At 71.2% G+C, this 17,879-nt stretch carries 19 protein-coding genes; 4 read left to right on the forward strand and 15 right to left on the reverse strand.

The genetic code is table 11. The features are described from left to right. Positions 1–8: 8 nt before the first annotated feature. The 4 genes from KOI47_RS26585 to kdpF are packed head-to-tail and all read right to left on the reverse strand — an operon-like array spanning position 9 to position 4,481. The gene (locus tag KOI47_RS26585) at positions 9–620 is read right to left on the reverse strand and encodes a potassium-transporting ATPase subunit C (RefSeq protein WP_216208951.1); all 612 of its coding nucleotides are present in this window, start codon (positions 618–620) and stop codon (positions 9–11) included. A 5-nt stretch (positions 621–625) separates the two neighbouring features. Continuing rightward, positions 626–2,728 (reverse strand): potassium-transporting ATPase subunit KdpB, encoded by a 2,103-nt coding sequence (gene kdpB, locus KOI47_RS26590; RefSeq protein ID WP_216208954.1) that lies wholly within the window; start codon positions 2,726–2,728, stop codon positions 626–628. Beyond that, complete coding sequence (gene kdpA, locus KOI47_RS26595; RefSeq protein ID WP_216208957.1) at positions 2,725–4,389, reverse strand: potassium-transporting ATPase subunit KdpA; 1,665 nt, start codon at positions 4,387–4,389, stop codon at positions 2,725–2,727. Before kdpA ends, kdpB begins: the two co-directional genes overlap by 4 nt. Then, positions 4,389–4,481: a K(+)-transporting ATPase subunit F gene (gene kdpF, locus KOI47_RS26600; RefSeq protein WP_216208960.1), complete on the reverse strand. Its 93-nt coding sequence runs from the start codon at positions 4,479–4,481 to the stop codon at positions 4,389–4,391. Before kdpF ends, kdpA begins: the two co-directional genes overlap by 1 nt. A gap of 331 nt (positions 4,482–4,812) precedes the next feature. On the opposite strand from kdpF, the gene KOI47_RS26605 reads away from it, so the two are divergent. Both KOI47_RS26605 and KOI47_RS26610 read left to right on the forward strand, forming a co-directional pair. After that, complete coding sequence (locus KOI47_RS26605; protein WP_216208963.1) at positions 4,813–6,159, forward strand: ROK family protein; 1,347 nt, start codon at positions 4,813–4,815, stop codon at positions 6,157–6,159. An 82-nt stretch (positions 6,160–6,241) separates the two neighbouring features. After that, a complete protein-coding gene (locus KOI47_RS26610) occupies positions 6,242–6,772 on the forward strand; it encodes a general stress protein (protein ID WP_216208964.1) in 531 nt (176 codons plus the stop codon). A 57-nt stretch (positions 6,773–6,829) separates the two neighbouring features. On the opposite strand, the gene KOI47_RS26615 is transcribed toward KOI47_RS26610, so the two are convergent. From KOI47_RS26615 to rsmD, 10 genes are all read right to left on the reverse strand, one after another. Continuing rightward, a complete protein-coding gene (locus KOI47_RS26615) occupies positions 6,830–7,978 on the reverse strand; it encodes an HAAS signaling domain-containing protein (RefSeq protein ID WP_216208967.1) in 1,149 nt (382 codons plus the stop codon). Next, positions 7,975–8,298: a PadR family transcriptional regulator gene (locus KOI47_RS26620; RefSeq protein ID WP_216217574.1), complete on the reverse strand. Its 324-nt coding sequence runs from the start codon at positions 8,296–8,298 to the stop codon at positions 7,975–7,977. Before KOI47_RS26620 ends, KOI47_RS26615 begins: the two co-directional genes overlap by 4 nt. 92 nt (positions 8,299–8,390) lie before the next feature. After that, the gene (gene mutM / locus KOI47_RS26625) at positions 8,391–9,257 is read right to left on the reverse strand and encodes a bifunctional DNA-formamidopyrimidine glycosylase/DNA-(apurinic or apyrimidinic site) lyase (RefSeq protein ID WP_216208969.1); all 867 of its coding nucleotides are present in this window, start codon (positions 9,255–9,257) and stop codon (positions 8,391–8,393) included. Between the two features lie 4 nt (positions 9,258–9,261). Continuing rightward, complete coding sequence (rnc, locus tag KOI47_RS26630; RefSeq protein ID WP_216208972.1) at positions 9,262–10,008, reverse strand: ribonuclease III; 747 nt, start codon at positions 10,006–10,008, stop codon at positions 9,262–9,264. 20 nt (positions 10,009–10,028) lie between these two features. Next, entirely contained in the window at positions 10,029–10,211 is a 183-nt protein-coding gene (gene rpmF / locus KOI47_RS26635; protein ID WP_141997307.1) for a 50S ribosomal protein L32, read from the reverse strand. A gap of 74 nt (positions 10,212–10,285) precedes the next feature. Next, entirely contained in the window at positions 10,286–10,903 is a 618-nt protein-coding gene (locus KOI47_RS26640) for a YceD family protein (protein WP_216208975.1), read from the reverse strand. 96 nt (positions 10,904–10,999) lie between these two features. Beyond that, positions 11,000–11,722: a DivIVA domain-containing protein gene (locus KOI47_RS26645; protein ID WP_216208978.1), complete on the reverse strand. Its 723-nt coding sequence runs from the start codon at positions 11,720–11,722 to the stop codon at positions 11,000–11,002. Positions 11,723–11,823: 101 nt separating this feature from the next. After that, a complete protein-coding gene (locus tag KOI47_RS26650) occupies positions 11,824–12,507 on the reverse strand; it encodes a ribonuclease domain-containing protein (RefSeq protein ID WP_216208980.1) in 684 nt (227 codons plus the stop codon). A 58-nt stretch (positions 12,508–12,565) separates the two neighbouring features. Continuing rightward, positions 12,566–13,048, reverse strand: coding sequence for a pantetheine-phosphate adenylyltransferase (gene coaD / locus KOI47_RS26655; protein ID WP_216208983.1), 483 nt, complete (start codon positions 13,046–13,048; stop codon positions 12,566–12,568). 46 nt (positions 13,049–13,094) lie between these two features. Next, positions 13,095–13,652, reverse strand: a complete 558-nt coding sequence (gene rsmD / locus KOI47_RS26660) for a 16S rRNA (guanine(966)-N(2))-methyltransferase RsmD (protein WP_216208986.1) — start codon at positions 13,650–13,652, stop codon at positions 13,095–13,097. Between the two features lie 134 nt (positions 13,653–13,786). Here rsmD and KOI47_RS26665 point away from each other — a divergent pair, with 134 nt between their 5' ends. Together KOI47_RS26665 and KOI47_RS26670 are read left to right on the forward strand one after the other, a co-directional pair. Next, the gene (locus tag KOI47_RS26665; RefSeq protein ID WP_216208989.1) at positions 13,787–15,949 is read left to right on the forward strand and encodes a HelD family protein; all 2,163 of its coding nucleotides are present in this window, start codon (positions 13,787–13,789) and stop codon (positions 15,947–15,949) included. Continuing rightward, entirely contained in the window at positions 15,946–16,944 is a 999-nt protein-coding gene (locus tag KOI47_RS26670) for an LLM class flavin-dependent oxidoreductase (RefSeq protein WP_216208992.1), read from the forward strand. Before KOI47_RS26665 ends, KOI47_RS26670 begins: the two co-directional genes overlap by 4 nt. A 102-nt stretch (positions 16,945–17,046) precedes the next feature. On the opposite strand, the gene KOI47_RS26675 is transcribed toward KOI47_RS26670, so the two are convergent. Then, complete coding sequence (locus KOI47_RS26675; RefSeq protein ID WP_216208994.1) at positions 17,047–17,865, reverse strand: arginase family protein; 819 nt, start codon at positions 17,863–17,865, stop codon at positions 17,047–17,049. Between the last annotated feature and the right edge of the window lie 14 nt (positions 17,866–17,879).

Below are 17,879 nucleotides of genomic sequence, written 5' to 3' on the forward strand. Positions count from 1 at the left end.
GCGTGTTCTCAACCACCGCGCGCATCCCGCACGGCCAGGTTCAACGGCAGCACGGTCACCACCGGCAGCCCGATGCCCGACCCGCTCGTGTGCTCGGCGACCAGCTGCCGCACCCGATCCTGGGACAGCCCGTTGTTGCGGGCCACCCGGGGGACCTGCAGCCGCGCGTAGGCCGGGCTGATCGCCGGATCCACCCCGGAGGCCGATGCGGTGACCGCATCCGCGGGGACCCGCTCCGGCGGCACGCCCTCGCGGGCGGCGATGGCCGCCTTCCGCTCCCGCACCGCGGTCACCAGCTCCGGGTTGAACGCCCCCATGTTGGAACCGCCGCTTGCCGCGGGGTCTCCGGGCCCCAGCGGGCCGTCCGCGCCTGCCGAGGGGCGGGTGTGGAACCACGGGTCGGCGGCAGGCGGGCCTGCGAACACCGGGTCGATCCCGATCAGCTCGGAACCGGCGGCCCTGCCATCGCTGGTGATGATCGAACCCTCGGCGCGCTCCTGCAGGCCGGGCGCCCTGGACACCAGCCACACCCCCAGCGGGTAGACCACCCCGAGCAGCACGGTGAACACCAGCAACACCCGCAGCCCGGCCGCGGCCTGATTGACGAAATTGCGCAGCATGGCGATCACCCGATTCCCGGAATGAGGCGGACGAGCAGGTCGATGAGCCAGATCCCGGCGAACGGGGTCAGCACCCCGCCGAGCCCGTAGATCAGCAGGTTCCTGCGCAGCAGGGCATGCGCGCCCGCGGGCCGGTACCGCACCCCGCGCAGCGCCAGCGGGATCAGCGCCACGATGACCAGCGCGTTGAAGATCACCGCGGACAGGATCGCCGATTCCGGGGTGGCCAGTCGCATGATGTTCAGGGCGTCCAGCTGCGGGTGGATCGTCAGGAACATGGCGGGCAGGATGGCGAAGTACTTGGCGAGGTCGTTGGCCACGCTGAAGGTGGTCAGCGCGCCGCGGGTGATCAGTAGCTGCTTGCCGATGCCGACGATCTCGATCAGCTTGGTCGGGTCGGAGTCCAGGTCCACCATGTTGCCCGCCTCCTTGGCGGCCGAGGTCCCGGTGTTCATCGCGACCCCGACATCGGCCGCAGCCAGCGCGGGGGCGTCGTTGGTGCCGTCCCCGGTCATCGCGACCAGCCTGCCGTCGCGCTGCTCCCGCTGGATCAACGCGAGCTTGTCCTCCGGTTTCGCCTCGGCGAGGTAGTCGTCCACCCCGGCCTCGGTGGCGATGGCGCCCGCGGTCAGCGGGTTGTCCCCGGTGATCATCACGGTCCGGATGCCCATGGCGCGCAGCTCGTCGAAGCGTTCCCGCATCCCCGGCTTGACCACATCGGACAGCTGGATGACGCCGTGCACCACGGCGGTGTCCCCGTCCGCCTCGGCCACCACCAGCGGGGTTGCTCCGCGCGCACCGACCTCGTCCACGGTGCGGTGTACGGACTCGGGCACGGTGCCGCCAAGCCCGGTGACCCAGTCGGCAACGGCGCCCGCCGCGCCCTTGCGGATCCGGCGCGGCCCGAGGTCGATCCCGCTCATCCTGGTCTGCGCGGTGAACGGCACGGGCTCCGCGGCCGCCTCCCGCGCGTCCGCCCCGGCAGGCAGGCCGTGCTCGTGCTCGATCAGCTCGCGGATACTGCGCCCCTCGGGAGTCTCGTCGGCGACGCTCGCCGCCCGCGCGGCCGCCGCGAGTGCATCCACAGTGGAGTCCTCCGCCGGGAGCAGCGCCGTGGCCCTGCGGTTGCCGAAGGTGATGGTTCCGGTCTTGTCCAGCAGCAGGGTGGACACATCCCCCGCGGCCTCCACCGCCCGGCCAGAGGTGGCCAGCACGTTGCGCTGCACCAGCCGGTCCATCCCGGCGATCCCGATGGCCGAAAGCAGGGCGCCGATCGTGGTCGGGATCAGGCAGACCAGCAACGCGGTCAGCACCAGCACCGGTTGCCTGCCGCCGGAGTAGCTCGCCATCGGCTGCAGGGCGAGCACGGCGAGCAGGAACATGATGGTCAGCGTGGACAGCAGGATGGTCAGCGCGATCTCGTTCGGGGTCTTGCGCCGCTGCGCGCCCTCCACCAGCGCGATCATCCGGTCCACGAAGGACTCGCCCGGCGCGGTGCTGATCCGCACCACGATCCGGTCGGACAACACCGTGGTGCCGCCGGTGACCGCGCACCGGTCGCCGCCGGACTCCCGGATCACCGGCGCCGACTCCCCGGTGATGGCCGACTCGTCCACCGTGGCGATCCCCTCGACCACATCGCCGTCACCAGGGATCGGCTGCCCCGCCGCCACCACCACCCGGTCGCCGACCCGCAGCCGGGTGCCGGGCACCTCCTCCTCGGTGCCGTCGGCACGCAGCCGCCGCGCCACCGTCTCCTTCCTGGTCCGGCGCAGGGCCTGTGCCTGCGCCTTGCCCCTGCCCTCGGCGACCGCCTCGGCGAGATTGGCGAACAGCACGGTGAACCACAGCCAGACCGCGACCAGCACGGTGAACACGCCGGGGTCGGTCACCGCGAACCAGGTGACCAGCACCGAGCCGGCCCACACCACGAACAGCACCGGGTTCGCCAGCTGATGCCGTGGGTGCAGCTTGCGCAACGCGGTCGGCAACGCGGCCAGCAGCTGCCGGGGACGGAACGCACCCGCGCCCGTCCGGCCGGTCTTCACGGCATGCTGCCGCCGCGCGATGGGCGGGGTGCGCCGGGGACGTTCGGTTGTCGTGCTCACGCGAGTGCCTCCGCGATGGGACCGAGTGCGAGTGCCGGGACGAAGGTCAGCCCCGCGACGCCGACGATCGTTCCGGCGAGGACGGAACCGAACAGCGGGCCGGTGGTCGGCAGGGTGCCCGCCGTGGCAGGGACCTTCCGTTGCGCGGCGAGGGAACCGGCGAGACAGAGCACCGCGAGGATCGGCAGGAACCGGCCCAGCAGCATGGCGGCGCCGAGCGAGGACTGGAACCAGTCGCTGGTCACGGTGAGCCCGCCGAACGCGCTGCCGTTGTTGTTGCCTGCCGAGGCGTAGGCGTACAGCACCTCGGAAAGCCCGTGCGGGCCGTGGTTGGTCAGCGCGCTCGCCAGCTCCCCCGGCAGCAGCAGGGCCACCCCGGTGCCGAGCAGCACCACCGTGGGCATGGCCAGCATGGCGATCGCCGCGCAGGTGACCTCGCGGCGGCCGAGCTTCTTGCCGAGGTACTCCGGGGTGCGGCCGACCATCAGCCCGGCGAGGAACATCGCGATGATCGCCAGCACCAGGATGCCGTACAGGCCCGCACCGACCCCACCCGGTGCGACCTCGCCGAAGAGCATGTTCAGCAACGGCACCAGGCCACCCAGCCCGCTGAAGCTGTCGTGCCACGAGTTCACCGCGCCGGTCGAGGTCCCAGTGGTGCTGGTGGCGAACAGCGCGGAGGTGCCGAGGCCGAAGCGGGCCTCCTTGCCCTCCATGCCCGCGCCCGCCAGCAACGCGGCCGGGCCGTTCGGGTGGGTCTCCGCCCACCAGGCGAGGCTCAGCATCCCGGCCCAGATGGCACCCATCACCGACAGCAGCAGGTAGCCCTGTTTCCGGTCGCCGACCAGGGTGCCGAACGCGCGGGTCAGGGACACCGGGACGAGCAGCAGCAGGAAGATCTCCACCGCGTTGCTCCACGCGTTCGGGTTCTCGAAGGGGTGCGCGGAGTTGGCGTTGAAGATCCCACCGCCGTTGGTGCCGAGCTCCTTGATCGCCTCCTGACTGGCGGCGGGAGCCAGCGGGATGGTGTGCAGCGCGCCGTCCGGGCCCCGCACCGCCACCCCGGCCGCGAGGCTCTGTACCACCCCGAGCGCGACCAGCACGATCGCGAAGAGGAACGCGACCGGCAGCAGCACCCGCACGGTGCCCCTGGTCAGGTCCACCCAGAAGTTGCCGAGCCGGTCGGTTCCGGTGCGGACGAACCCGCGGACCAGCGCGATGGCGACGGAAAGACCCACCGCGGCGGACAGGAAGTTCTGCACGGTCAGCCCGGCGAGCTGCACGGAATGCCCGAGCACCTGCTCCCCGGAGTAGGACTGCCAGTTGGTGTTGGTCACGAAGCTGACCGCGGTGTTGAAGGCCGTCCCCGGCTCGACCGCCCCGCGCCCGAAGTCCAGCGGCAGCAGTGGTTGCAGCCGTTGCAGCAGGTACAGCGCCAGGATCGCGACCAGGGAGAAGCCAAGCACCGCGCCGGCGTAGGTGGGCCAGCGTTGCTGGGAATCCGGGTTCACCCGGAACAGCCGGTACAGCCCGCGTTCCACGGCCCAGTGCCGCTCGGTCGAGTAGACCCGCGCCAGGTAGTCGCCGAATGGCCGGTAGGCAAGGGCGAGCGCAGCGAGAACGAGGCCGACCTGGACGAGGCCGGCCTGGAGGTCGGTCATCAGAATTTCTCCGGCCTGATCAGGGCGATGAGCAGGTAAACGATCAGCCCCAGCGCCAGCAGGCCGCCGAGAATGTTGGCGGCGAGATTCACAGGCGTTCCAGACCACGCAGGGTCAACGCCAGCACGAGGAATACGCCGATCAGCAGAGCGGCATAGAGCAGGTCTGTCACGAGGACGAGCCTGCGGCCCGCACCCCGCCGGGCTGAGCAGGGCTGACGGCTCCTTGACGCGCGAGGCGCCGGTGTTTACGCGCCCTTGACGGGATGTGCGGCCGCGCACACCGTCCGGCCCCTCCGGGGCACGGAGCTTACGGACACTCACAACACTCTTCAGCCTATTTCGTCTTCTCTAATGTTGACCATATACCTAAGTTGGGTCGTTTGAGGTATATGATTCGAGTAGGCGCACAGAAGGGACGCGCATGGGTGATCGATGGGGCCCGGAAGCCCCCAGCATCGAGCTGCTGGACAGCTACACCACCCTGCTCGAGCTCGTCCGCAGCGGCACGGCCGAGACCCGGCCCGCGCTCAGCCAGCGCACCGGGCTCGGCCGGACGGCGATCGCCCAGCGCACGACCACCCTGCTGGAGGCTGGCCTGCTGGAGGAGGGCGAGCTGAACCCCTCGACCGGCGGGCGGCAGGCACGGACCCTGCGGTTCCGCAAGGACGCGGGCCGGATCCTGACCGCCGAACTGGGCGCCACCGGGTTCCTCGCCGGGATCACCGACCTGACCGGCACGGTACTGGCCTTCTCCCGGCACGACGGCGATATCGCCAGGGGACCGGACCCGGTACTGGCCGAGGTCGAGGCCGCGCTGGACGACCTGCTGCTGGAGACGGGGACCGATCCCGGCCAGGTGTGGGGGGTCGGACTCGGCCTGCCCGGCCCGGTGGAGTTCGCCACCGGGAGGCCGTCGGAGCCGCCGATCATGCCGGGCTGGAACAACCACCCGGTCCGCGACCGGCTCGCCGACCGCTACCGCGCCCCGGTGTGGGTGGACAACGAGGTGAACCTGCTGTGCCTCGGCGAGCTGCGCACCCCCGGGCTGCCGCTGCACGGCGACCTGCTCTACATCAAGATCGGCACCGGGATCGGGGCCGGGATCACGGGCGGCGGCAGGCTGCACCGCGGCGCCCAGGGCTGCGCGGGCGACATCGGGCACGCGGCCATCGCCGAGGACGGCGCCGCCGCCGACGGGCACCCCACCCCGGCCAACAGCACGGTCTGCCGCTGCGGCAAGACCGGCTGCCTCGAGGCCGTGGCCGGGGGCGCGGCGCTGGCAAGGGACGGCGAATGGCTCGCCCGCACCGGGCAGAGCCCCGCGCTGGCCGAGGTGCTGGCCGTCCGGGGCGCGGTCACCGGCGAGGACGTCACCATGGCCGCGCGTTCCGGAGACCACCATGCGGTGCAGTTGCTGGTGCATGCCGGCAGGCGGATCGGCACGATGCTGGCGACGATGGTGAACTTCTACAACCCCTCGACCATCCTGCTCGGCGGCAAGGTGTCCGATGCGGGCGACTTGTTCCTCGCCACCATCAGGGAAACCATCTACCGGCGCTCGCTGCCACTGTCCACACGGGAGCTCCGGATCGACCGCGCCCGGCTCGGGGAGCAGGGCGGCCTGGTCGGCGCCTCCTACATGGTGCTGGACGAGCTGTTCTCCACCCGCTACTTCGGGCGGTGGCTGCCGGCCGGTTCCCCCGCGGGAATGGCCGACCTGCATGTGACCGACGGCACCGGAAACGCCGCGAAGCTGAGGGTTCCCTGATAGTCCGCCGTGGACGGCACAACTCGGGGCAGGTACGCGTTGTACCGGGTGAAGCAGATACGAGCACCTCAAGAGGTGAGAGATGACCACGGCATTCACCCAGACGGCCTTCACCCGGTCCGCACGGCTCCCGCAGCTGCCCACCATGCCGACCGGCTGGCCCATCGGTTCCTATGACTCCTACGAGGGAGCGCAGCGTGCGGTGGACCACCTCGCCGACAACAATTTCCCGGTGGAGGACGTGACGATCGTCGGCGTGCAGCCCATGCTGGTCGAGCGGGTGGCCGCCCGGCTGACCTGGGGCCGCGTGCTGGCGGGCGGCGCGGGCTCCGGCGCCTGGTTCGGGCTGTTCGTCGGGTTGCTGCTCAGCCTGTTCACCCCGAACGCCGGGCTGCTGCCGTTGCTGATCGGCCTGCTCGGCGGTGTCGCCTTCGGGCTGGCGTTCTCGGCCATGGGCTACGCGGCCACCAGGGGCAAGCGGGACTTCGTCTCACAGAGCCAGCTGGTCGCCACCCGCTACGACGTGCTCTGCCAGCCGCGGAACGCGGAAGGCGGCCGCGACCTGCTGGCCAAGCTGGCGATGCGCACCGAGTACGCCCAGCCCCAGGGCTGAGTGCCACAGCTGACGGGAGCGGGCGGCCCCCGAGCAACCGCCCGCTCCCCACCCGGCTCAGCCGGGTTGTTTCGGGATCGCCGCCGTGAACGGGACGCCCTCCAGCTCACGGCATTCGGGGATATGGCCGTTGTAGCCGTTGCGGACACCGGCGTCGTCATAGGCACCGTGTTCCAGCCGCGGCCGGGGGAACCGGTTGTCCTCCCCGGTCTTGCGCTCGGCACCGGTACCCGGTTCGCAGGCGTACCGCGGCAACGTGATCGGGCTGCCGTCCTCGGCGTAGAGGTAGACGTCGGTGAGCGGCTTGCCCTCGGCGTCGAACACGTACACGTTCTCCAGCTGCTCGCCCCCGTACCGCAGCACCGGAGTGCCGTTCGATGTCCACGCCCCGGCCGGGTAGGGATCGCTGTAGTGCTGCGGGCCGACCACCCGGTCCAGCACGCTGCCGGTCAGGCCGAGCAGCCCGCCCGCGGCCACGGCGGAGACCGGGAGGATGTACCACAACCAGCGCCGGTCGGTGCGGGACCGCGGGCCCGCCCACAACGCCAGCGCACCCACCACGGCCAGCAGCGGGACCAGCAGCCACCCGCCACGACTGCCGAACGCCAGCAGCCCCAGCACGACCGGGACGACGGCGCACACCAGCCACCAGGCCGGTTTCAGCGCACGCAGGTACCCGCGGATCCGGCCGGGCACCCCGTCCTCCGTACCGGGCAGCGCCGAGCGCAGGTTCCGCACCTCGGGCAGGCTGAACACCGAGTCGGTACCGAACCGCGCGACGTACCAGACACTGGCCAGGAAAAACGGGGTGAGCACCAGCACGACCGCGAGGCCGTCGGGGAACCGCTCGAGGCCCCAGACATACGCCGCGATACCGGCCCCCACGGTGACCACGAGCAGGGTCCAGGCCGCGAACCGGGCGCCGAGCACACTGGGCCGCGCGACGTCCTCGGTGGCCTGCGGGGCGGGCGGAGCGGGCGGATAACCACCCGCGGCCCGCAGCTCGGCCGCGTAGTCCTCCGGCGAGCCCAGCCGCTGCACCAGCGGCTCGATCGCGGCCCCGTCGCCGAGGTCGGCGCCGATCTGCACCAGGTGCGGGCGGACGTCCTCGATGATCTCCTCGACCTCACCGGCAGGCAGGTCCGCCAGCGCGGTCCGGACCCTGGCGAGATACGCCCGCACCGCAGGCGGGGTCGTGCTGCTCATGGTGTCGCTCCCAACAGCTCGTCCATCGTCTTGGCGAAGGTGTGCCAGGTCTGCGCCGATTCCGCTAGCCTGCGGCGGCCCAGCTCGTTCAGGCTGTAGTACTTACGGTGCGGGCCCTCCTCGCTCGGCACGACGTAGGAGGTCAGCACGCCTGCCTTGTACAGGCGGCGCAGCGTGCCGTACACCGAGGCGTCCCCCACCTCGTCCAGCCCCGCCTGCCGGAGCCTGCGCAGCACGTCATAGCCGTAACCGTCCTCGTCGCGCAGGGCGGCCAGCACCGCGAGATCCAGTACCCCCTTGAGCAGCTGGCTGATCTCCACCGGCGTCCTCCTGTCCTGCGCGAGCGAGACTACCACGCTATGCACAGTAGTGCGGACAGCAGTGTCGCCGCCGTACCGGAGGTAGCTGTGGATCAGCGCTGGCGGCGTGGCCTTGGCTGGCAGCGCGGGCAGAAGAAGGAGGAGCGGTTCATGAACACCTCCCGGCTGATCGGGGTGCCGCACCGGCGACAGGGCTCGTCCACCCTTCCGTACGCGTTCAGTGCGCGGTCGAAGTAACCCGACTGCCCGTTCACGTTGACATACAACGGATCGAAGGAAGTCCCACCGGCGATCAGCGCCTCGGCCATCACCTCGGTCGCGGCGGCGAGCACCGCGGCCGCCTGTGCCGCGGTCAGCTTCCCGGTCGGGCGCGCCCAGTGCAGTTTGGCCCGCCACAGTGCCTCGTCGGCATAGATGTTGCCCACTCCGGACACCAGGGTCTGGTCCAGCAACGCCCGTTTGAGCTCGGTGCGTTTCGCGCGCAGCGCCCGCGCGGCCTGCCCCGGCGAGAAGGCAGGGTCCATCGGGTCGCGGGCGATATGCGCGATGGTTTCCGGCAGCGTCTCGCCTTCGATCTCCAGCAGCTCGGACAGCGCGAACCCGCCGAAGGTGCGCTGGTCGACGAACCGCAACTCGGTGCCGTCATCGGCGAACCGGACCCGCACCCGCAGGTGCTTCTCGTCCGGGGCGGAGACGGGCTGCACCAGCATCTGGCCGCTCATGCCCAGATGGGCAAGCAATGCCGTCCCGGCCGAGTCGAGTTCCAGCCAGAGGTACTTGCCCCGGCGCCGGACCGCGTCGATCCGCAGGCCGCCGAGGCGGGCTGCGAAGTCCACGGGACCCGGTTCGTGCCTGCGCACCGCGCGGGGGTGCAGGACCTCCACCGCGGCGATGGTTCTGCCGGCGACGTGTGCTTCCAGGCCGGCCCGGACGACCTCTACCTCGGGCAGTTCGGGCACCGCGTCACTCCCTGGCCGTGGCGCCCTCGCTGCCGAGCTCGGCCGAAAGCGCCCGCCACGCGGTCTCGGCCGCCTTCTGCTCGGCTTCCTTCTTGGTGGTGCCCTCACCGTGGCCGAGGTCGCGGCCGGCGACCAGCACGGTGGCGGTGAACTCCTTGCGGTGATCGGGGCCGGTGTCCTCGACCTTGTACTCCGGCACCCCGAGGCCGGTGGAGGCGGTGAGCTCCTGCAGGCTGGTCTTCCAGTCCAGGCCGGCACCTCGCAGCGGAGCCTCGGCCAGCAGCCCGTCGAAGAGGCGGTGCACCAGCTGGCGGGCGACGTCGATGCCGTGCGCCAGGTAGGTCGCGCCGATCACGGCCTCCAGCCCGTCGGCGAGGATGCTCGCCTTGTCCCTGCCGCCGGTGAGCTCCTCACCCTTGCCGAGCAGCAGGTAGGCGCCGAGCCCGCCGTCGCCGAGACCGCGGGCGACGCCTGCCAGCGCGTGCATGTTCACCACGCTGGCGCGCAGCTTCGCGAGCTGCCCCTCGGGCAGGTCCTGGTGGCTGCGGTAGAGGTGGTCGGTGACCACCAGGCCCAGCACCGCGTCGCCGAGGAACTCCAGCCGCTCGTTCGGCAGCAGGCCGCCGTTCTCGTACGCGTAGGACCGGTGGGTCAGCGCGAGCGTCAGCAACTCGGTGTCGAGCTCGACACCGAGTGCTTCGAGTAGTGGGGTGGGGTCCGCGGCCGGACCGCCGGGTGACTTACCCCCCATCGTGGGCAGCTACCTCGGCCTCAGGCGGGCTCGACGACCTGCCGCCCGCCGTACTGCCCACAGTTCGGGCACGCGACGTGCTGCGGCTTGGGCTGCTTGCACGCACGGTTCGAGCAGGGCACCAGGTGCACCGGGCTCGCCTTCCACTGGGCACGGCGCGAGCGGGTGTTGGAACGCGACATCTTCCGCTTCGGGACGGCCACGGCTGGTTCTCCTCATCAACATCTGCCCGCACGCGGGCATCATTTGCGCTTGCTGGGTCGAGCGGGGTGCTCGGTCAGGCCTTCTGGTCGGGACCGCTGGTCCGGGTCCCCTCCGAAGCGTCGGTATCACCGGAAACTTCACCGAGGCGCTCGACCAGCGCGGCCCACCGAGGGTCTATCGTCTCATGCCCGTGTCCGGGCTCGAGATCGACCCACTTCGCGCCGCATCCCGAGCACAGTCCCGGACAGTCCGGCGCGCACAGCGGGACCTGGGGCAACGCGAGCACGAGCGCGTCGCGCACCACGGGGCCGAGGTCCACCTTGTCGTCCACCAGCCTGCTGACCTCGTCCTCCTCGGTGGTCGCCTCGGTGGTCGAGTTCGGATAGGCGAACAGCTCGGTGACCTCCACCTCGACCTCGTCCTCGAGCGGGTCAAGGCAGCGGGAGCACTGGCCCGCGGTCTCCGTGGAGGCCGTCCCGGTGACCAGCACCCCCTCCACCACCGACTCGAGCAGCAGGTCCAGCGCGATGGTGCCGCCGGAGGGCACGGTGATCACGTCCGGAACGCCGAGGGTCGTCCCCACCGGGACCTCACGCTGGACGGGACGGCTCAGCCCGGGGCGGCGGCCGAGCTCACGGGTGTCGATGACCCACGGGCTGCGGGCGTCGGTGCTGGGTTTGTCGTCAGACATCGTTCTCTTTGTGGATGGTTCCGATCTGCTGTCGCGCGGCTCGCGGGCAGCGCAACCCCACCAGGCTACGCCACGCCGGGACCGGTTCGCCCGGGGTTACACCTGGTAGTCGTAGACCGGGGTGCGGGAGTTGCCCATCGAGCCGGGGCCACGCAGGTGGTTGCGGCCCGAGTCGACCGTACGCAGGGTGGTGGACAGCAGTTCGGAGAACTCGGCGAGCTTGCCGTCCACGTAGGCATCGCATTCGGCGCGCTGCCGGTCGGCCTCGGCATGCGCCTCGTCCACGATCCGCGCGGCCTCGCCGTGCGCGGCCTGCACCACCTCGGTCTGCGCCACCAGCCGTGCCTGCTCGCCGCGGCCGTCCTCGACCGAGCGGTCGTAGGCATCCCGCCCGGCCTGGATCATCCGCTCCGCCTCGCTGCGGGCACGCTCGGTGAGGTTCTGGTATTCGGCCTGCCCAGCGGACACCGCGCGATCGGCCTCGGCATGCGCGTCGGCGACCAGCTGCTCGGCCCGGGCCTTGGCCTCGGACACCAGCCGCTCGGCCTCGGCCCGCGCGTCCGCGAGAGTGTGCTCGGCCTGCTCGTTCGCCGAGTTCACGGTGGTCTCGGCCTCGCCGCGGGCCTTGTTCAGCACCTCGTCCCGCTGGTCCAGCACGTCCTGGGCGTCGTCCACCTCGCCGGGCAGGGCGTCCCGCACGTCGTCCAGCAGCTCCAGCACGTCCCCGCGGGGCACCACGCAGCTGGAGGTCATCGGCACCCCGCGCGCCTCTTCGACGATCGTGACGAGCTCGTCCAGAGCTTCGAACACCCGGTACACGGCAACTCCCTCACGGCCGGCCGTTCATCCCCTTTGCCTCCCCCAGTTTGCCCGGTCACCGCACGATTCCGGGGACCCGCAGCCCCCGGGCGTGTCCGGTGTCAGCCGAGGGAGACGGACAGGAAGGTGCTGTAGTGGTCGGGGGTGTAGGCGATCTCCCCCTCGCCCCCGGCGATCACCCTGTCCTCGCTGCCGACGTGGAACAGCTCGTAGTAGCCCGCGGGGCAGTCCGGCAGCACGCCCTCCCAGTTCTGGTACTCGATTCCCCGCGCGCCGCCTGCCGCGTCCCGGACCACGTCCTGAGCCGCGGGGGACAGCGCGGACAGCGCCACACTGTCCAATCCGGACAAGTCACCGCATTCCGGGCCGGGGGCACCGCCGAGGTCGATCAGCACGAAACTGGCGTAGTGGTCGCGGGTGTAGAAGTACTCGCCGCCCTCGCCGGTGACGATCCGGCGGGCGCCGCGGTCCGGGCTGCCCGGGGTCTCCACCGTGTACTCGTGGTAGTAACCGGTGGAGCAGTCCGGCAGCAGCCCCTCCCGGTTGTAGAAGACGGTCCCGTCCTGCGGATACGGGAACGGGCCGCCCTGTTCGATCAGGTCGTGGGTTTCGGTCGCCTCGGGCGGCAGCTCGGACAGCGGGGTCCGGTCGAACCCGGAGGTGTCGCCGCAGGGCGGCTGCGGGATGGCGGGCGCCTGCGCCGCCGTGGCGGTCAGGCCGCCACCGACCAGCGCGACCAGCACGGCCAGCAGGACAGCGGAGATGCGGAACCGGTAGTTGGTCATTTCCCGACAGTAACCCCGAAGTGTGATTTTCATCTATCTTCCGGGTGAACTTCGGTGGTCAGCCGAGCTCGGCCAGGCGCTCCTTGAGGCGCTCGTGCACCAGCTCCGGCACCAGGTGCGCGACGTCCCCGCCGTAGGTGGCAACCTCCTTGACCAGCGAGCTGGACAGGAAGCTCCACAGCGGATTGTTCGACATCAGCAGGGTCTCCACCCCGGAGAGCTCCCGGTTCATCTGGGCCATCTGCAGTTCGTAGTCGAAGTCGCTGACCGAGCGAAGGCCCTTGGCGATGGCCGCGATGTCGTGCTGACGGCAGTAGTCGACCAGCAGCCCGTGCCAGGAGTCCACCCGCACGTTGGGCAGGTGCGCCGTGACCTCGCGCAGCATCTCCATCCGCTCCTCGATGGAGAACAGGCCCTTCTTGCTCTTGTTGATCAGCACCGCGACCACGACCTCGTCGAAGAGCTTCGAGGCGCGCTCGATGATGTCGACGTGCCCGTTGGTGGCGGGGTCGTAGGAACCCGGACAGACCGCTCGGCGCATGGCGCGGACGCTACCAAGGTGGAACCGGGCGTGCGCGAGATGTGACTCAGGACATCCGGTGCTCGGCCCGGTACAGCGCGGCCTCACCGTACTGCCGGGTACGCAGCTCCTGGTAGTCCGCGGGCCACCGCGGCCCGCCGGTACGTACCGGCCGTTCCACCACCACCAGGCTGCCCGGCGCCGTCCAGCCCCCGGCCGGCAGCGCGGCGAGCACGGCGGCCAGCCGGTGTTCCTCCAGCGCGAACGGGGGATCCAGGACCACGAGGTCGAACGGCTGCGGTACGGGTTCGGCCAGCACGGTCTCCGCCTTGCCCAGCCGCACCGAACCGCCCAGCCCCAGCGCGGCGATGTTGCCGCGCAGCACCTCGGCCGCCGTGCGGTCGGACTCCACGAACATGGCGAAGGAGGCTCCCCGCGACAGCGCCTCCAGACCCAGCGCGCCGGAGCCTGCGTAGATGTCGAGCACCCGGGCGCCGTCCAGCTCGCCGGCGACCTGCAGCGCGTTGAACAGGGCCTCGCGCACCCGCTCGGTGGTGGGCCTTGTTCCCCTCGGCGGTACCCGCAGCCGCCTGCCGCCCGCTCGGCCTGCCACGATCCTTGTCACCCTGCCATCCTGCCCGACCGCCGCCCGCATCCCTGGTACGGGACTGTGTTTTTGGTCAGGACCGGGTGAAGCGGGAGCGGGTAGCGCGTATTGTCGTTCTTCCCCTTCCCGGCGATGAGCTGCTAGGAGCCTGTGTGTCGGAACCTCGGGTCAGACGGGCCGAGATCGCCATCGAACAGAGCCACGTCGACCGTGTGTACAACCGTCTCGCCGAGCTGCGCACGCAGGCGGAGGAGATGCGCACCAAGGGCTACGAGATCGGGCACGGGGCGCAGCGGGAAGCGGTGTTCGAGCAGGCATCCATGCTGTTCGAGCGGGACATGATGGTGTTCCACGCCAACCAGACACTGCAGACCCTGGACGCCGAGTACGAGGGCCTGGTGTTCGGCAGACTCGACCACGCCAGCAGCGAGCCGGTCTACGTCGGCAGGCTCGGTATCCGGGACGCCGACTTCGACAACCTGGTCACCGACTGGCGTGCCCCCGCGGCGGCCGCCTTCTACCAGGCCACCGCCGAGGAGCCGATGGACGTCGTACGGCGCAGGGTGATCCGCTGCTCCGGCCGCAACGTGCTGGATGTGGACGACGACGTGCTGATGCCGGAATCCGTCCCCGAGGACATGCCGGTGGTCGGCGAGGGCGCGCTGATGGCCGCGCTCGGGCGTGCCCGTGGCAGCACCATGCGCGATATCGTCGCCACCATCCAGCGGGAACAGGACGAGGTCATCCGGGCCCCGTGGCGCGGGGTCACCGAGATCACCGGCGGGCCGGGGACCGGCAAGACCGCGGTGGCGCTGCACCGGGCCGCGTACCTGCTCTACCGTTACCGCAGGCAGCTGGGCGGCGCCGGGGTGTTCGTGGTCGGGCCCTCTGCGGTGTTCACCAACTACATCTCCCGGGTACTGCCTGCCATGGGCGAGACCAATGTGGAGCTGCGCTCGCTCGGCCAGGTGCTGGACGGGATCGAGGCGGTCCGCCAGGATCCGGCCCCGTTGGCGGCGATCAAGGGCTCGCTGCGGATGCGCAAGGTGCTGCTGCGGGCGCTGCGGGACACCCCACCGGACGCGCCGACCGAGATGCGCATCGTCTACCGCGGCGACGTGCTCAAGCTGCAGGCCAAGGAGCTGGAACGAGTGCGCCGCAAGGTGCACACCCAGGGTGGGCCGCCGAACCGGTCCCGGGTGCGCGCGGCCGAGCTGCTGCTGGAGGCGCTGGCCGACAAGGCGGAGGAGCACGCCCGCGCCGAGGGCGGTTCGGTGGACCGCCAGGAGCTGATCACCCAGCTCGGCGAGCGGATCGACTTCCACCGGTTCCTGGTGGTGTGGTGGCCGGTGCTGTACCCGGCACAGGTGCTCGGCTGGCTGGCCGACGAGCGCAGGCTGGCCAGGGCGGGCAAGCAAATGCTCAACAGGGACGAGGTCACCCTGCTCGCTGCGTCCATGGCGGATCGGGCCAAGGGCTGGTCAGTCGCGGATATCGCGCTGCTGGACGAGTTGCGGGTGCTGATGGGCCCGCCGCCGAAACGGCGCAAGCGCGGCGGGCTGCAGCTGGACGCCGAGCAGGCGCGGGACAGCGACGGCCCGGCACGCCCGCAACGCCCCGAGCACTACGACGAGTACTCGCACATCGTGGTGGACGAGGCGCAGGACCTCTCCCCCATGCAGTGGCGGATGATCGGCAGGCGGGGCCGGTACGCGAGCTGGACCGTGGTCGGCGACCCGGTGCAGAGTTCCTGGCCGGATCCGGCCGAGGCGGCGCAGGCGCGGGACTCGGCCTTCGGTGGCCGCACCGCGCGGCGCCGGTTCACCCTGCGCACCAACTACCGGAACTCGGCGGAGATCTTCGACCTGGCCGCGCGGGTGGTCGGCGGGCACGCCGAGGAGGACGCGCTGCCGCGGGCCGTGCGGGCGACGGGGCACACCCCGCAGCTACGCCGGATCGACCCCGCCTCGGCCGAGGGCGAGGTGCAGGCCGCGGCCAAGGAGATGCTGGACGCGGTGGCCGGCACGGTCGGCGTGATCTGCGCGATGGACCGGGTGGCCGAGGTCGAGCGCTGGCTGTCCGGGCAGGCCGACGAGCGGCTGAAGGTGGTCGGCAGCCTGGACTCCAAGGGCCTGGAGTACGACGCGGTGGTGCTGCTGGAGCCTGCCGAGCTGATCACCGAGTCGCTGACCGGCCGCCGGGTGCTCTACGTCGCGCTGACCAGGGCGACCCAGCAGCTGGCCGTGCTGCATTCGGACGAGAGCTGGCTGCCGGAGGGAAGTTTCGCGGCCCAGGAGGCGTTACCCGGGATGTGACTTCCCTGGCTGACACCCCGCTGTCCGTGTTGGACCTCGCGCCGGTCGCGAGCGGCGCGGACGCGGCGAGCACGCTGCGTGACACGATCGACCTCGCCCGGCAGGCCGAGCGGCTGGGTTACCACCGGTACTGGCTGGCCGAGCACCACAACATGCCGGGGATCGCCAGTTCCGCGACCGCCGTGCTGATCGGGCAGGTGGCGAACGCGACCGAGCGGATCAGGGTCGGCTCCGGCGGGGTGATGCTGCCCAACCACGCGCCGCTGGTGGTCGCCGAGCAGTTCGGCACCCTGGAGGCGTTCCACCCCGGACGGATCGACCTCGGCATCGGCCGGGCGCCGGGAACCGACCAGCGCACGGCGCTCGCGCTGCGCGGCTCGGCGGCGGCGCTGGCGGCGCGGGAGTTCCCGCAGCAGCTGACCGAGCTGATGTCCTACTTCGAGCACGATGCCGAGCGCCCGGTGAACGCGGTGGTCGCGGAGGGCAACGGGCCGCCGGTCTGGCTGCTCGGCTCCAGCGGCTTCAGCGCGCAGCTGGCCGGCATGCTCGGGCTGCCGTTCTCCTTCGCGCACCATTTCAGCGCGCAGAACACCCTGCCTGCCGCGCGGATCTACCGGGAGGCCTTCCAGCCATCGGCCGTGCTGGACAAGCCGTACCTGATGCTCGGCACCGCGGTGATCTGCGCCGAGACCGACGAGCACGCCCAGTGGCTCGCCGGTCCGAGCGGGCTGACCTTCCTGAGCCTGCGGCACGGCAAGCCGATCCCGCTGCCCAGCCCGCAGGAGGCGGCCGCGTACGAGTACACCGACCTGGACCGGCAGATCCTTCAGGAACGGATGGCGAGCAACATCGTGGGCTCGCCGGAAACCGTCCGCAAGGGACTGGAGGACCTGCTCGACGAGACCGGCGCCGACGAGTTGATGGTCACCACCATGGTGCACGACCACGCCGACCGCGTCCGCTCCTACGAGCTCATCGCAGACCTCACCCGCTGACCCCCAGCTCACCCGGCGTGTTTGCCGCCCACGTCGGCGTGTTTGCTCCCCACGCGCACGCGTTGGCCGTTCCCGCGCACGAGTTTGGCCGTCGACATGCGGTCAACGGCCCAGCAGTGCCCCGATGGCCTCCAGCACGGGAACCAGTGGCCGCAGGTCCGCAGGCTCGGCTCCGACGCATTCGGTGATCCCCGCGTCCACCACCTCGAACCCGGCCAGCCCGCCGATCGCGGCGGCCAGTTGTGCGATGCTGAGCCCGCCCGGTTCGGGGTAGTTGAGGTGACCGAACTCGGCGGGGTCCAGCACATCCAGGTCCAGGTGCAGGTAGATCCGCTCGGCCCCGCTCGCCCGCAGCGCCGCCGCCACCTGCAGCGGGTCCTCGGCGGACTGGACGTGCCCGGCGAGACCGGCATGGACGGCCGCGCGCTCGGCCGGGTCGAAGGCCCTGGCACCGCACAGCACCGCCCGCCCCGGCAGCACCGCGGGATCGGCGGCGAACTCCGGATCGCCCTCGCCGAGCAGGGAACGCAGCACCATTCCGTGGTAGGCCCCCGAGGGCGAACTCGCCGCGGTGTTCAGGTCGGCATGCGCGTCGAACCAGGCCACGCCGAGGCGTTCCCCATGCCGGTACCGGGCGAGGGCGACCGGTACCAGCTCGACCCCGCAATCGCCGCCGATGGTGAGCACCGGTCCCGCCGGCGCCTCCAGCGCCGCCAGCTGAGCGGATCGGTTGCGCAGCAAGGTCTCCCGGTTGGCGATCCCGTGCACGGTGTCCGACTCGGCGTCGGTGACGGGCACCTCCCGCACCGGCACGCCGAGCACCTCACCGGCGAGGGCGGCCAGCGCCCGGCAGCCCGCGGGCAGCCCGCCCGCGTTCGGCCCGAGGGCACCCCGCCGCTGCGGCACCGCGTGAATGCGCATACCCGTCAACGTAG

The organism is Amycolatopsis aidingensis (assembly GCF_018885265.1).
GTDB classification, from domain to species: Bacteria; Actinomycetota; Actinomycetes; order Mycobacteriales; family Pseudonocardiaceae; genus Amycolatopsis; species Amycolatopsis aidingensis.